This is a genomic window from Stenotrophomonas sp. 78350_Sma (genome assembly GCF_056482105.1).
In genome coordinates this window covers 4,058,582-4,073,292 of sequence record NZ_CM151182.1, presented here as the reverse complement: position 1 = coordinate 4,073,292, position 14,711 = coordinate 4,058,582, and the positions used below count along the sequence as shown (strand labels likewise).

The following is a 14,711-nucleotide window of genomic DNA, read 5'->3' as shown; positions in this document are numbered from 1 at the left end:
TTACTTGAATTTGTAGACCACGTTCATCGTGGTCAGCGTATCGGTCTTGCGCTTGTCCTCGGCCACGTCACTGTTGTAACGCGCCTGCCAGCCGGCCTTCAGCGCCAGATGTTCGTTCATGCTCACCGAAACACCGAAGTCGTTCTGGCCGAAGGTGTTGTAGGAACCCGATTCGACCAGCAGGGTGTTGACCAGGTCGGTGTTGTCGGTCAGCGAGTACTTCATGTCGAACAGGCCGCGTCCGATCATGCCGGTGCGGGTGCGGTCGTCCTCGGTGCTGTGGGTGCGGCGCACACCGGGGCCGATCTGCGCGTCGAACGAGAAACGCTCGGTGTTCCACAGGCGGGTGCCGTAACCCAGGCCGAACGAGCTTTGGCGGTCGTAGGTGGCGAAGTCATCGCGCTCGGTACGTACCGTGGCCGTCAGCTGGCGGTGCTCGCCCAGCTGCAGCGCGCTGCCGGCACTGCCGGTGTAGCGGTTGGCGGTGGTGTTGTTGCGGCGGCTGGTGGAGCCGTCGTCGCGGGTCTCGATCACCTTGGAGCTGGAACGCAGGCCGGCCAGGTCCATGCTGTGCACCCAGTCGCCATCGGTGTAGCGCAGGCGCAGGCGGCCGTTGAAGCTTTCGGTGCTGCTGTTGCCGCGTGCCGAAGCGAAGCCGAGCTCGCCGCCACTGCCGCTCCACGGCGAGGACATCGCCGCCAGTTCGGAGGCATCCTGCGCATACGCGAGCGGTGCGCACAGCAGCAGGGGGATCAGCAGGGACACGCGCAGGGACATCGGGGCTTCTCCGAAGCGGTTGACAGCCGGTGATGATACTGGAAGCGTGATGGCGGTCCGAATCGATCCAAACGGTTTCTTCAGCAGACGTTGCCGCGATCGCCTATTCAGGGCAGATCGACGCGCAATGCCGGGTCATTGAAGCGCGAATAGCGCAGTCGCAGCTGGAAGCTGCGGCCATTGCTGCTGCCGCTGCGGACGATCTGCCGCGGCAGGCCCTGCGCGTCCACCCAGTACTCCAGGCGTTCGCCGGGCTGCGCGCCACGCAGGCGGTAGTGACGCGTCTCGACCCCGTCCAGCGACTGGCTGCCCAGGTCTTCGGCCTGCAGGTCGGCGGGCAGGGCATCGGCCGGCAGCGGGTTGCGCCATTGCTCGAGCAGGCCCGGCGGGGTGGGAACCTGGCGGATCGCGTCGTCGGCCTGCAGGAACATGGTGTCGCCGATGATCGTCTGCGGACCGGCCGGGGTCTGCACCCGGAAGCGGTCGGGGGCGACGAAGTCCATGGCGCTGCGCACCGGCTGCGGTGCGCCCAGCACCTCCAGTTCGGCGTGGAAGCTGCGCAGGGCCGAGAAGCGCTGGCTGGCGCCCAGCACCGCCTGCGCCGGATCCGCTGCCGGCACGGGCGCTTCGGTGCTGGCCGGCGCGGGCGCGCGATCACAGGCGGCCAGCAGCAGGCAGGCCAGCAGGGACAGGGCAGGCAACCGGCGCATCGGGTGTTCCAGAGGGGTGGGGGCGACCACGATAGCCCAAACGTCCCACACAAGACCCGCGACTCGGACATAATCGGGGGTATGGACCGATACGAACGCATCACCGCCCTGCATCGTCTGCTCAAGTCCGCACGCTATCCGGTGACGGTGGCGACCCTGCAGGACAAGCTCGGTTGTTCCCGTGCCACCGTCTACCGCGACCTGGCCTTCCTGCGCGATGCGCTGATGGCACCGATCGAGGGCGACGGCGAGGCCGGCTTCCGCTACCAGGCCGACGAGAGTGACCGCTTCGAGCTGCCCGGCTTGTGGCTCAGCTCGGAGGAGCTGCATGCCCTGCTGGCCTCGCAGCACCTGCTGGCGCGGACCGGCGGAGGCGTGCTGTCCTCGGTGCTGGCGCCGCTGCAGCAGCGTATCGAGAGCCTGCTGGCTGCCCAGGCCGGTGTCTCCAACTGGCCGGTGGACCGTGTGCGGGTAATCCCGCACCGCGGCCGCAAGTTCGATGAAGGCAGCTTCCGCAGCGTAGCCTCGGCGGTGCTGGAGCGCCGCCAGCTGGCGTTCGAGTACCGTGCCCGTTCCACCGACGAGCCGACCAAGCGCACCGTCTCGCCGCAGCGCCTGACCCATTACCGCGACAACTGGTACCTGGATGCCTGGGACCATGATCGCGAAGCCCTGCGCAGCTTCGCCGTGGACCGCATCCACAAGGCGCGCGTGGTCGACAGCACTGCCCGCGACGTGGCCGACAGCGAGCTGGACGAGCAGCTGGGTGCCAGCTACGGCATCTTCTCCGGTGCGCCGAAGGGCTGGGCGACCATCCTGTTCAGTGCCAAGGCCGCGCGCTGGGTGGCCGACGAGCACTGGCACTCCAAGCAGCAGGGCCGCTTCCTGGCCGATGGCCGCTATGAACTGAAGGTGCCGTACAGCGTCTCCCGCGAGCTGCTGATGGACGTGCTGCACTACGGCTCGGATGCCGAGATCGTCGAGCCGGTGATGCTGCGCGAGCAGGCCAAGGCGCTGCTCGAGCTGGCCCTGAGCAACTACGAAAAATCCTGACACTCCCCCGAGAACCCCCCTGCCCATGAAGAAGACCCTGTTGCTGCCCCTGCTTGCCGCTGCGCTGGCCCTGACCGCCTGTGGCAAGTCCGGTGAACCCTCGCAGAAGCTGGTGGTGGCTGCCACGGCCGTGCCGCACGCCGAGATCCTCGAGGTGGTCAAGCCGATCCTCAAGCAGGAAGGCGTGGACCTGGACGTGCGCGTGTTCAACGACTATGTGCAGCCCAACGACCAGCTGGTGCAGAAGCAGGTGGACGCCAACTACTTCCAGACCGAACCGTACCTGGATGCCTACAACCGCGACCGCAAGACCGATCTGGTGAAGGTGATCGGGGTGCACATCGAACCGTTCGGTGCGTACTCGCGCAGGATCAAGTCGCTGGCCGAGCTGCGCGAAGGCGCCGACGTGGTGATCCCGAACGACCCGAGCAACAACAGCCGCGCGCTGATCCTGCTGCACAAGGCCGGCGTGATCGCGCTGAAGGACCCGACCAACGCCCTGTCGACCCAGCGCGACATCATCGCCAACCCGAAGAACCTGAAGTTCCGCGAGCTGGACTCGGCGATGCTGCCGCGTGTGCTGGACCAGGTCGATCTGGCCCTGATCAACACCAACTACGCGCTCGATGCCGGCCTCAACCCGACCCAGGACGCACTGGCGATCGAGAGCAAGGATTCGCCATACGTGAACTTCCTGGTCGCACGGCCGGACAACAAGGATGACGCCCGCGTGCAGAAGCTGGCCAAGGCCCTGACCAGCCCGCAGGTGAAGGCTTTCATCGAGACCAAGTACAAGGGCGCGGTGCTGCCGGCGTTCTGACCGGCGCTATGGGCGTTCTGGCCATGCGTTAGTGCCGGCCGCTGGCCGGCAATCTGCAAACGCCGCCAAGGATCATGGGGTTGCCGGCCCGCGGCCGGCACTACCTTCAATCGACGTGGAAGGCGAGGGTGGCCGCCACGGCCTGCTGCCACCCGGCATACAGCTTCTCGCGCCGGGCCACCTCCATCTGTGGCTCGAAGCGCCGGTCCAGGCCCCACTGCGCGGCGATCTGCTCGCGGCTGGACCAGAACCCCACTGCCAGACCGGCCAGGTAGGCCGCGCCCAGCGCAGTGGTCTCGGTCAACCGTGGCCGCAGCAGCGGCACGCCGAGAATGTCGGCCTGGAAGGCGGCCAGGAAGTCGTTGCCGATCGCGCCGCCGTCGGCGCGCAGTTCGGTCAGCGCGATGCCCGCATCGGACTGCATCGCGTCGAGCACATCACGGGTCTGGTACGCCATCGCCTCCAGCGCCGCGCGCACGAAGTGCGCCTTGCGGGTGCCGCGGGTCAGGCCGAACATTGCGCCGCGCACATCGCTGCGCCAATACGGCGCGCCCAGGCCGACGAAGGCGGGCACCAGATAGACGCCGCCGCTGTCGGGCACCTGCGCGGCCAGTGCCTGGCTGTCGCTGGCGCGCTCGATCATGCGCAGGCCGTCGCGCAGCCACTGCACCACCGAACCGGCGATGAAGATCGAACCTTCCAGCGCATATTCCACGCGCCCGTCCAGGCCCCAGGCGATGGTGGTCAGCAGTCCGTTGCGCGAACGCACCGCCTGCGTGCCGGTGTGCATCAGCATGAAGCAGCCGGTGCCATAGGTGTTCTTGACCATGCCCGGCTGGAAGCAGGCCTGGCCGAACAGCGCCGCCTGCTGGTCTCCGGCGATGCCGGCGATCGGAATCGGGTGGTCGAAGAAGAACTGCGGCCGGGTGTGCGCATACACTGCGCTGGAATCGCGCACCTGCGGCAGCATCGCGCGGGGTATGTCCAGCAGCGCCAGCAGATCGTCATCCCAGTCCAGCGTGTGGATGTTGAACAGCAGAGTGCGCGCGGCGTTGCTGTAGTCGGTCACATGCGCCTGGCCGCCACTGAGGTTCCATACCAGCCAGCTGTCGATGGTGCCGAACAGCAGCTCGCCACGCTCGGCGCGTTGCTGCGCACCCTCCACGTGGTCGAGGATCCAGCGCACCTTGGTGGCGGAGAAATAGGCGTCGATCAGCAGGCCGGTGCGTTCGCGGACCAGTGCCTCATGCCCGTCGGACTTCAGCCGCTCGCAGATGGCGTGGCTCTGCCGCGATTGCCAGACGATGGCATTGTGGATCGGCTGGCCGGTGGCGCGGTCCCAGACCACGGTGGTCTCACGCTGGTTGGTGATGCCCAGTGCGGCGATATGACGCGGGTCGATCTGTTCGCGGCTGAGCAGTTCGGTCAGCGTGGCATAGACACTGGTGAGGATCTCCCGCGGGTCGTGCTCGACCCAGCCGGGTTGCGGGAAGATCTGCGCGAACTCGCGCTGCGCACTGCCGACGATGTCGCCAGCACGGTCGAACAGGATCGCGCGCGAACTGGTGGTGCCCTGGTCGATGGCCAGCACGTAGCGGGGCGTCATGCAGCGTCTCCGGTAGCGATGGGGAAATCCTAAAGCATCGGTAGCGCCGGGCCATGCCCGGCGTCTCCGCGAACCGCTGGGCATGGCCCGGCGCTACCGTTGCGACATCCACGCCTGCAGCCGTGCCACCTGCCTGGCGTCCAGCCGCAGGCCCAGCTTGCTGCGTCGCCACAGCACGTCTTCGGCGCTACGCGCCCATTCGTGGTCACGCAGGAAGGCGACCTCGCGCGCGTGCAGGCCCGCACCAAGGTCCTCGCCAAGATCCTCCAGGCTGTGCGCGCCCTGCAGCAGCGCAGCACTGCGGCTGCCGTAGGCCTCGGCCCAACGCTGTGCCGAATCGGAGGGCAGCCACGGTGCCAGTGCCTGCAGGCGGGAATGCGCCTGCGCTGCGTCGCCCCAGTCGCTGCCCGGCAGCGGGTGGCCCGCTGCCGTCCATGCCGGTCCCATCTGCGGCAGAGCCGGGCGCAGCAGGTCCAGCGCTTCTTCGGCCAGTACCCGGTACGTGGTCAGCTTGCCGCCCAGCACGTGCAGTGCAGGCGCCGGGCCGGACTGCAGTTGCAGGCGGTAGTCACGGCTCAGCTTCGCTGCACGCGGGTCCGGATCGGCCAGCAGCGGACGTACCCCTGCGAACTGCCAGACCACGTCCTGCGGGGCGATCGGATCGCGCAGGTAGCGGTTGGCGGCCTCGCACAGGTAAGCCACTTCGGAAGGCAGCACGCTGCACCGGGCCGGGTCGCCGCGGTAGTCGGTGTCGGTGGTGCCGACGAGCAAGTGGTCGTGGGCGAAGGGCAGCAGGAACACCACACGGCCATCGGGTTGCTGAAGCAGGCACGCACTGTCGTCGGGCCAGGGCCGGCGCAGTACGATGTGGCTGCCCTGTACCAGGCGCAGCGCGGGGCCGCCATCGCGCGCCTGCATGCGTTCCAGCAGGCCTCCTGCCCAGGGGCCGGCCGCATTGGCAACGGCGTGGGCGATCACCGTTTGCTGCCGGCCGTCGGTGGCTTCCAGCGTCGCCTGCCAACGGCCCTGCGCAGGGCGCAGTTCGATGCAGCGGCTGCGCACATGTACCCGTGCGCCACGTTGGGCGGCGTCCAGAGCATTGAGCAGCACCAGCCGCGCGTCATCGACCTGCGCATCGGCATAGCTGAAGGCCTGCCGCAGATCCGGGGAAAGCCAGGGGCCGAGTGGGTCGCGTTGCAGGTCCAGTGCGCGCGAGGCGGGGAAGGTCGGGCTGCGCCGGCCGAGATGGTCATACAGCCACAGGCCCGCGCGCAGCATCCAGCGCGGGCGCAGGTGGGGTTCCCATGGCAGTACGAAGCGCAACGGACGGACCAGGTGTGGTGCCTGCCGGCGCACCACCTCGCGCTCGCCCAGTGCCTTGCGCACCAGGCCGAACTCACCCTGTTCCAGATAGCGCAGTCCGCCGTGGATCAGCTTGCTGCTGGCGCTGGAGGTGTGTGCGGCCAGGTCGTGCTGCTCGCACAGCAGCACGCGCAGGCCGCGGCCGCTGGCGTCGCGGGCAATGCCGGCGCCGTTGATGCCGCCACCGATCACCAGCAGGTCGACTTCGTCCATCGCGCCTCCGCATCCTGATTATGTAGAGCCGAGCCGCGCCACCATTGACCGTGGGCGCCATTGAACGTAGCGCATCGCAATGCGCGCGGAGCCCGCCGCTCGACCCGCGATAGGGGGGGCATGGCTCGACTCTACAGACAGCGGGTGACGGAAACGACGACGGGCCCCGCAGGGCCCGTCGCGTTACATCAATGAAACCGGTGCTGCCTGGATCAGAAGCGGGCGCCGATGCCGAAGCCGACGGTCCACGGGTCCATCTTGGCTTCGCCGATCTTCTCGCCGCCGACCTTCACGTCCGGACGCGAACGCATGTAGCGGGCATCTGCACGGGCGAACCAGGTGGAGTTGATGTTCATGTCCACGCCGACGGTGCCGATCACGCCCTTGGCATCCTTGAGGCGGATGTCGGAGCTGCTGCCGTCAGCCAGCGTTTCATTGCTGAAGCTGGACTGGTAGTAGCCCACGCCCACGAACGGGCGGAACACGTTGTCAGCCTGGCCGAAGTGGTACTGGCCGCTCAGCGCTACCGGCTGCTGCTCGACGTTGCCCAGGCGGGCATTGTTCGGGCCCTTCACCTTGTGGTCGAACTTGTCGGCGGCGCCCCACAGTTCAACGGCCCAGTTGTCGTTGATGTAGTAGCTGAAGCTGACGGTCGGCGCCGGACCGCCATCGACCTTCTTGATGCCGTCGATCGGATCATTCTTCGGCTGCAGCAGCGCGACGCCGCCAACCACGGCAAAATGCTTGCCCGAAGCGGTATCGGTGGAGCTGCTGTCCTGGGCGAAAGCGGCCGGCGCGAAGGCGGCGGAGGTCAGCAGGGCGAGACTCAGGATACGGATGGAGCGCATGGGGGTATCTCCTAGTGTTTCTTGTTTTGGGCCCCCGGTTGCGGGGCGAGCACACCGTAGTCGCCTCAACATGAATCGAATCCGACGCGCGTTAAAAAATAGTTTTCCTTGTTCAGCGATCAGTGCGAAAAGCCTGTTTCCATGGGGTTTTCCGCGTGCGCCGACATTCATGCAGTTGGAGAAGATGTGAGCGAAGCAACGTTGTGCATCGGCCTGCAAGCGCAGGTGAACGTGCAGTGCCGGGTGCTGTTGCTGGGCTCGATGCCGGGCGCGGCGTCATTGCAGGAGCAGCGCTACTACGCCCATTCACGCAATCGCTTCTGGTCGCTGATGGCTGATATCTGCGGGTTTGACGCAGGCCTGCCGTACGCGCAGCGGTTGCAGGCGGTGCAGGCTGCAGGTGCCGGCCTGTGGGATGTGATCGGCCAATGCGAACGTCGCGGCAGCCTGGATGCGCACATCGTGCGCGGCACGGAAGTGCCCAATGCGCTGCCGGCATTGATCGCCTCCCTTCCTGAGCTGGAGCTGATCGGTTGCAATGGCGGTGCATCGATGCTGGCGTTCCAGCGCTGGGTGTTGCCACGGCTGGAGGCCCCACCCCGGCTGCTGGCGCTGCCTTCCACCAGCCCGGCCAATGCGGCCTGGTCGTTGCCGCGCCTGCGCGTGGCCTGGCAGCCGGTGGCCGACGCACTGGCGACATGAAGCGGACATCGTCCGGACAATACGCTACCGACTGGTCGCGGCCACACCCCATGGGCAACAGCCTGTCCCGGCTGCGTGCGTACTGAAAACACCTGTAACGGTTGGCGCTGGCCCCCGCTGGCCGCACAATAGACGTTTCCCTACACCAGATTGCCGGAGTTATCCCCATGGCCGAAATCAAGGAAGCACTTGTCCCCGATATCGGTGACTACAGCGATATCCCGGTAATCGAGGTGCTTGTCGCCGTCGGCGACACGGTCAAGAAGGACCAGGGCCTGGTGACGCTGGAAAGCGACAAGGCGACGATGGAAGTGCCGTCCTCGGTGGCGGGCGTGGTCAAGGAACTGAAGGTCAAGGTTGGCGACAGCCTGTCCGAAGGCAAGGTCGTGGCCCTGATCGAAGTGGCCGCAGGCGAAGCCGAAGCCGCCAGGCCGGCGGCTGCCGCGCCGGCCAAGGCCGCTGCCCCGGCTGCCGCCACCCAGAGTGCGCCGGCCCCGGCCGCTCCGGCTGCCCCGGCCGCCAGCGGCGGTGCGGTGGAAGCGCTGGTGCCTGATATCGGCGATTACTCCGGTATCCCGGTCATCGAAGTGCTGGTCGCCGTGGGCGACACCGTCAAGAAGGACCAGGGCCTGGTGACGCTGGAAAGCGACAAGGCCACCATGGAAGTGCCGTCTTCGGTGGCCGGTGTGGTCAAGGAGATCAAGGTCAAGGTTGGCGACAATCTGTCGCAGGGCAATGTGGTCGCCATCATCGAAGCCGAGGGCGCTGGTGCGCCGGCGCCGACCAAGGCTGCCGCTGCGGCCGCTCCGGCTGCCGCCGAGACCGCCACCAAGGTCGAGCCGGTCGCTGTGCCGGTGCAGCCGGACAAGCTAGCGGCCCGCGAGATTGCCTCGGCCGGTACCCCGAGCAGCCCGCCGGTGCAGTTCAACGCCGATGGCGTGCTGCCGGCCAAGGTGCCGTACGCCACCCCGGCGGTGCGTGTGTTCGCCCGCGAACTGGGCGTGGACCTGCTGCAGATCAACGGCACCGAGAAGGGCGGCCGCATCACCAAGGGTGACGTGCAGAAGTTCGTCAAGGCCGCACTCAGCGGTGGCGCGCCGGCTGCCGGCGGTGCTGCTGTCGCTGCCGGTGGTGGCCTGAACCTGCTGCCGTGGCCGAAGGTTGACTTCAGCAAGTTCGGCGAGACCGAAGTGCAGCCGCTGTCGCGCATCAAGAAGATCTCGGGTGCCAACCTGGCCCGCAACTGGGCGATGATCCCGCACGTCACCCAGTTCGAACAGGCCGACATCACCGACCTGGAAGGCCTGCGCGTGGCGCTGAACAAGGAGAACGAGAAGGCCGGCATCAAGCTGACCATGCTCGCCTTCCTGATCAAGGCCAGCGCCGCGGCACTGAAGAAGTTCCCGGAATTCAACGCTTCGCTCGATGCCAGCGGTGAAAACCTGACCCTGAAGAAGTACTTCCACATCGGCTTCGCCGCCGATACGCCGAACGGCCTGGTCGTGCCGGTCATCCGCGACGTGGACAAGAAGGGCGTGGTGCAGATCGCGCAGGAAACCGGCGAACTGGCCAAGAAGGCACGTGACGGCAAGCTGGGCCCGGCCGACATGAGCGGCGGCTGCTTCTCGATCAGCTCGCTGGGTGGCATCGGTGGCACCGCGTTCACCCCGATCGTCAATGCACCGGAAGTGGCCATCCTCGGCGTCTCCAAGTCGTCCATCCAGCCGGTCTGGAACGGCAAGGAATTCGCACCGAAGCTGATGCTGCCGCTGTCGCTGAGCTACGACCACCGCGTCATCGACGGCGCCCTGGCCGCACGCTTCACCACGTACCTGTCGCAGGTACTGGCCGACATGCGCCGCGTGCTGCTGTAAGGCACTCGCTTCGCCCCCACCGTGCGGCCGCAGCCCCTGGCGCGGCCGCGTGAACAGATGCAGTGACAGCCCGCCGGCCATGCCGGGCGGGCACGAGGAAAACCCACCATGGCCACGATTGAAGTCAAGGTTCCCGACATCGGCGATTACAGCGATGTGCCGGTGATTGAAGTGTTGGTCGCCGTCGGCGACACAGTGAAGAAGGACCAGGGCCTGGTGACCCTGGAATCGGACAAGGCCACCCTGGAAGTGCCGTCCTCGGCTGCTGGCGTGGTCAAGGAAATCAAGGTCAAGCTGGGCGACACCCTGTCCGAAGGTGCCGTGGTCGTGGTGCTGGACGCTGAAGGCGCCGCCGAAGCCCCGGCCAAGGCCGCCGCGCCGGCTCCCGCTGCTGCCGCCCCGGCCAGCAAGCCGCCGGTGACCCCGTCGCACCGCGCCCCGGCTGAACCGGCGGCACCGAAGCCGGCGCTGTCCAGCGGCAAGCCGGCCGACATCGAATGCGAAATGGTCGTGCTGGGCTCGGGCCCGGGCGGCTACACCGCCGCCTTCCGCGCCGCCGATGTCGGCCTGGACACGGTGCTGGTCGAGCGCTACGCCAGCCTCGGCGGCGTCTGCCTCAACGTCGGCTGCATTCCGTCCAAGGCGCTGCTGCATGCCGCAGCGGTCATCGACGAAGTGGCCCACGCCGGTGATTTCGGCGTCGAGTTCGGCAAGCCGACCATCACCCTGGACAAGCTGCGCGAGTACAAGGAAAAGGTCGTCAACCAGCTGACCAAGGGCCTGGCCGGCATGGCCAAGCAGCGCAAGGTGCGCAGCGTGCAGGGCGTCGGCAAGTTCATCTCGGCCAACGAGCTGGAAATCACCGCTGCTGACGGCAGCACCCAGCTGCTGCGCTTCCAGAAGTGCATCATCGCCGCCGGTTCGCAGGCAGTGAAGCTGCCGAACTTCCCGTGGGACGACAAGCGCGTGATGGATTCCACCGACGCGCTGGAGCTGGCCGAAGTGCCGGGCTCGCTGCTGGTTGTCGGTGGCGGCATCATCGGCCTGGAAATGGCCACCGTGTATGGCGCGCTGGGCAGCAAGGTCACCGTGGTCGAGTTCATGGACCAGCTGATGCCGGGCGCCGACAAGGACCTGGTCAAGCCGCTGGCCGACCGCCTGAAGAAGCAGGGCATCGACGTGCACCTGAAGACCAAGGCCTCGGGCGTCACCGCCGATGCCAAGGGCATCACCGTCACCTTCGAAGCCGCCGAGGAAGGCCAGGCGCCGGCGCTGGCGCAGGGCACCTTCGACCGCGTGCTGGTGGCCGTGGGCCGCTCGCCGAACGGCAAGAAGATCGATGCCGAAAAGGCCGGCGTGCAGGTCACCGACCGTGGCTTCATCCCGGTTGACCGCCAGATGCGTACCAACGTGCCGCACATCTTTGCCATCGGCGACATCGTCGGCAACCCGATGCTGGCCCACAAGGCCACGCACGAAGGCAAGCTGGCCGCCGAAGTGGCTGCCGGCCACAAGAAGGAGTGGGTTGCCCGCGTGATTCCGTCGGTGGCCTACACCAACCCGGAAATCGCCTGGGTCGGCGTGACCGAAACCGAAGCCAAGGCCAAGGGCCTGAAGGTCGGCGTGGCCAAGTTCCCGTGGGCCGCCAGTGGCCGTGCGATCGGCATCGGCCGCACCGAGGGCTTCACCAAGCTGATCTTCGACGAAGAGACCCACCGCATCATTGGTGGCGCGATCGTTGGCGTGCATGCCGGTGACCTGCTGGCCGAGATCGGCCTGGCCATCGAGATGGGTGCGGAAGCCGAAGACATCGGCCACACCATCCATGCGCACCCGACGCTGAGCGAGTCGGTGGCGATGGCGTCGGAAATCTACGACGGCACGATCACCGATCTGTACATGCCGAAGAAGAAGTAAGGCGCCCGCGCCGTTCCAAACGAAAAGCCCTGGCATCTGCCGGGGCTTTTTGTTGGCTGCGGGGATGCCTTCGGCAGCACATCGCGAGGGTCTGGGCCGCTGCGCGGGTGGCAGGCGTCTGGACAAATGTCCTCCGTCGCCCGCCGCAGGCCGGCGCCGGGGGACATTCGCACACGGCCCCCGCTCCCTCCAGCGCTCGACCAACCCGCTTCTGCTCTTCTGACAGGAACCCACAAAAAAGCGCGGCCCCGATGTTCCGGAGGCCGCGCCAGGAGAGAGAGTGCCGTGGAAGGGGCGGGGGATCAGAACACGAAGCTGACGCCGGCCACCGGGCCCTTGAACTCCTGCTTCAGGCCGATGGTGCCGTCGCTGCCCTTCTTGTCCGCATCGAGCTTGAACCAGTCGTAGCCGGCGAACACACCGAAGTTCTTGGTGAAGCGGTAATCGACGATGGCGTTGGCGCGGCTCAGGTCACCCTTGTAGTCGTCGAAGCTGCCCCAGCGCGTGTTGAGGTACTGGCCCTGCAGCGTGATCATCCACTTCTCCGACGGAGTGAAGCTCAGGCGCGCGCCGACCACCGGTGCCACACCGTCGGTCTTCTCGTTGAGGAACTGGCCCTCGTAGACGGTGCCCAGGTCGGCGTAGGCCTTGCTGCTCACCTTGGCGTACTCGGCACCGATCTGCAGGCCGAGGTCGAAGGTGTCGGTGTCCACCACCGAGTAGTCATAGACCAGGCTGGCTACCTGGTACTTCAGCTCGCCCTTGACGAAGCTGCCGGACGGCACGTTGACGTCACCGAAGGAAATGTCCTGGCCGAGGGTCTCGCGGCGATCCTTGTCGTACTTGAAGTAGTTGAACAGCAGGCGCTGGCGGTTGCTGATGCGGAACATGCCGTCGATGCGCGGTTCCCACTCCTTGCCGCCCAGCTTGAAGTCCTCGGAGAAGCCGATGTCCTGGCCAGCCACGTTGGTCTTGCCGCGGATCGTATTGTCCGAGTCGATGTTCATCGCACCCAGGCGCAGGGCGAAGCGATCGTCGCCTTCGGCGGCGTGGGCGGCAGAGGCGAACGAGGCGCCGGCGGCGAGCAGGGAGAGGGCGAGCAGGGTGGGTACGGAGCGCATCGAAGAGTCCTTGCAGTGGTTCATCAGAATGAAAGCCACTGTGCCGGACATCGCCGTCCACCATCCGTGAACGTATGGTCCACGCGATGTGCACGGTTCAGCGCTGTCGCCACGATGCAAAAAAGATGGCCCCGGAGCCGGGCTTCGGGGCCATCGTGGGACCTGCGGGGCGAAGCGTCGACGAGGTTGCTGCAGGCAGGTCGAAAGATCGGACCGGCACATTCGGCGAAAGTTCCGCGGCCTGCGACCAAAGTTCAATACTGCGCTGCAACATCATACGGACGTCATTGTCCCCCGGGTGGCACGCAAAAATGTAACCGTTACCGCAACTTGCGGCTTCCCGGGATGAACAGGGAGCGGTTGTCTCGCAAATTGTCCCATTGCTATAATTTGGCGGCTCGATGAGGCCCCCCTGCTGTAGCCGCCTCAGCCCTCCACTTGCAACCACGCGGGACGTCCTGTGCTGAACTCCGTTGATGCGGGTCGGCGACTGATGCTGCGCGCCGCGGTCTACCCGCTGGCCGCAGTGGCTGTCCTGGCCCTGGCCTTCCTGCTGGTAGGTCCGAAATACGCCCTCGGCGCGCTGGCGTCCGGTGTGGCCATTTCGGCCGGTGGCTGGGTGGCGGCACGGATGGCACTGGGCGGCGGGGCACTGGCCGCAGGATCGGCGATGGCTCGCCTGATCATTGCGATCGTGGCCAAGTGGGTCGTGGTTTTCGGCGTCCTGCTGGTGGGGTTCCTGGTCTTCAAGCTGCCTGCATTGGCGCTGTTGGCCGGTATCGCCGTCGGCTTGATGTTCCAGGTCCTGGCGATGGCCAGGCGTTGACAGAATTCAATTAACTGAAGGTTCCGGACACATGGCGGGCGAGGCTCTAACCCCTACCAGCTACATCCAGCATCACCTGCACAACCTGACCGCGCCGGTCGGCAAGGGTGAGGGTATGTTCTGGCATATCCACGTCGATACCTTCCTCACCGCGGTCCTGATGGGCCTGGTGATCGTTGTCGCGTTCTGGCTGGGCACCCGCAAGGCCACCGCCGGCGTGCCGGGCAAGTGGCAGGCCTTCGTGGAAATCTGCCTGGAGTTCGTCGACCGCCAGGCCAAGGACACCTACCACGGCAAGAGCAAGCTGGTCACGCCGATCGCCATCACCATCTTCTTCTGGATTCTGCTGATGAATCTGCTGAAGATGATCCCGGCCGATTTCATCGCCAAGCCGCTGGAATGGGTGGGCGTGCACTACTGGAAGCCGGTGCCGACTGCTGACGTCAATGCCACCCTGGGCATGGCCATCAGCGTGTTCTTCCTGATGCTGTTCTTCGCACTGAAGTCGAAGGGCCTGGGCGGCTTCATCAAGGAATTCCTGACGGCGCCGTTCGGCAAGTGGATGATGCCGTTCAACCTGATCCTCAACATCGTCGAGTGGCTGAGCAAGCCGATCTCGCTGGCGATGCGACTGTTCGGCAACATGTTCGGCGGCGAAATCGTGTTCCTGCTGATCTGGGTGCTGGGTGGTGCCGGTTTCTTCGGTGCCATTGCCGGTGGTGTGTTCGGCCTCGGCTGGATGCTGTTCCACCTGCTGGTGATCCCGCTGCAGGCCTTCATCTTCATGATGCTGTCGATCGTGTACCTGAGCCTGTCGGAAGACGCTCACTGAGTTTCAAGCTTCAACGCGTTTCAACCTTCATCCGTTTCATCACCCTTAGC

Annotated in this window: 13 protein-coding genes; 7 read left to right on the top strand and 6 right to left on the bottom strand. The window is 66.3% G+C overall.

What is annotated here, in order from left to right; translation table 11 throughout:
• Both ACZK4H_RS18765 and ACZK4H_RS18760 read right to left on the bottom strand, forming a co-directional pair.
• Entirely contained in the window at nt 1-777 is a 777-nt protein-coding gene (locus tag ACZK4H_RS18765) for a DUF481 domain-containing protein (RefSeq protein WP_010481298.1), read from the bottom strand.
• A 107-nt stretch (nt 778-884) separates the two neighbouring features.
• Complete coding sequence (locus tag ACZK4H_RS18760) at nt 885-1,487, bottom strand: LolA family protein (protein ID WP_049399177.1); 603 nt, start codon at nt 1,485-1,487, stop codon at nt 885-887.
• Between the two features lie 81 nt (nt 1,488-1,568).
• Between ACZK4H_RS18760 and ACZK4H_RS18755 the strand changes: the two genes are divergently transcribed.
• Complete coding sequence (locus ACZK4H_RS18755) at nt 1,569-2,540, top strand: helix-turn-helix transcriptional regulator (protein ID WP_005411144.1); 972 nt, start codon at nt 1,569-1,571, stop codon at nt 2,538-2,540.
• Nucleotides 2,541-2,565: 25 nt separating this feature from the next.
• The gene (locus ACZK4H_RS18750; protein ID WP_099554713.1) at nt 2,566-3,360 is read left to right on the top strand and encodes a MetQ/NlpA family ABC transporter substrate-binding protein; all 795 of its coding nucleotides are present in this window, start codon (nt 2,566-2,568) and stop codon (nt 3,358-3,360) included.
• Between the two features lie 106 nt (nt 3,361-3,466).
• Here the strand turns inward: ACZK4H_RS18750 and glpK are convergent, their stop codons facing one another.
• The 3 genes from glpK to ACZK4H_RS18735 form a co-directional block, all read right to left on the bottom strand.
• A complete protein-coding gene (gene glpK, locus ACZK4H_RS18745) occupies nt 3,467-4,966 on the bottom strand; it encodes a glycerol kinase GlpK (RefSeq protein WP_099554711.1) in 1,500 nt (499 codons plus the stop codon).
• A gap of 93 nt (nt 4,967-5,059) precedes the next feature.
• Nucleotides 5,060-6,541, bottom strand: a complete 1,482-nt coding sequence (gene glpD, locus ACZK4H_RS18740; protein WP_099554709.1) for a glycerol-3-phosphate dehydrogenase — start codon at nt 6,539-6,541, stop codon at nt 5,060-5,062.
• Between the two features lie 212 nt (nt 6,542-6,753).
• Nucleotides 6,754-7,389, bottom strand: a complete 636-nt coding sequence (locus ACZK4H_RS18735) for an OmpW/AlkL family protein (protein ID WP_005411140.1) — start codon at nt 7,387-7,389, stop codon at nt 6,754-6,756.
• 186 nt (nt 7,390-7,575) lie between these two features.
• Between ACZK4H_RS18735 and ACZK4H_RS18730 the strand changes: the two genes are divergently transcribed.
• From ACZK4H_RS18730 to lpdA, 3 genes are all read left to right on the top strand, one after another.
• Entirely contained in the window at nt 7,576-8,091 is a 516-nt protein-coding gene (locus tag ACZK4H_RS18730) for a DNA-deoxyinosine glycosylase (protein ID WP_099554706.1), read from the top strand.
• Between the two features lie 167 nt (nt 8,092-8,258).
• Nucleotides 8,259-9,965 carry a dihydrolipoyllysine-residue acetyltransferase gene (aceF, locus tag ACZK4H_RS18725; protein WP_099554704.1) on the top strand — a complete coding sequence of 569 codons (1,707 nt, stop codon included), beginning with the start codon at nt 8,259-8,261 and terminating at the stop codon, nt 9,963-9,965.
• Nucleotides 9,966-10,073: 108 nt separating this feature from the next.
• Nucleotides 10,074-11,882, top strand: a complete 1,809-nt coding sequence (gene lpdA / locus ACZK4H_RS18720; RefSeq protein WP_099554702.1) for a dihydrolipoyl dehydrogenase — start codon at nt 10,074-10,076, stop codon at nt 11,880-11,882.
• Nucleotides 11,883-12,184: 302 nt separating this feature from the next.
• Here the strand turns inward: lpdA and ACZK4H_RS18715 are convergent, their stop codons facing one another.
• The gene (locus tag ACZK4H_RS18715; RefSeq protein WP_099554720.1) at nt 12,185-13,003 is read right to left on the bottom strand and encodes a hypothetical protein; all 819 of its coding nucleotides are present in this window, start codon (nt 13,001-13,003) and stop codon (nt 12,185-12,187) included.
• Nucleotides 13,004-13,463: 460 nt separating this feature from the next.
• On the opposite strand from ACZK4H_RS18715, the gene ACZK4H_RS18710 reads away from it, so the two are divergent.
• Entirely contained in the window at nt 13,464-13,829 is a 366-nt protein-coding gene (locus ACZK4H_RS18710; protein WP_006394654.1) for a hypothetical protein, read from the top strand.
• 31 nt (nt 13,830-13,860) lie between these two features.
• The gene (atpB, locus tag ACZK4H_RS18705; RefSeq protein ID WP_010481316.1) at nt 13,861-14,661 is read left to right on the top strand and encodes a F0F1 ATP synthase subunit A; all 801 of its coding nucleotides are present in this window, start codon (nt 13,861-13,863) and stop codon (nt 14,659-14,661) included.
• Nucleotides 14,662-14,711: the final 50 nt, after the last annotated feature.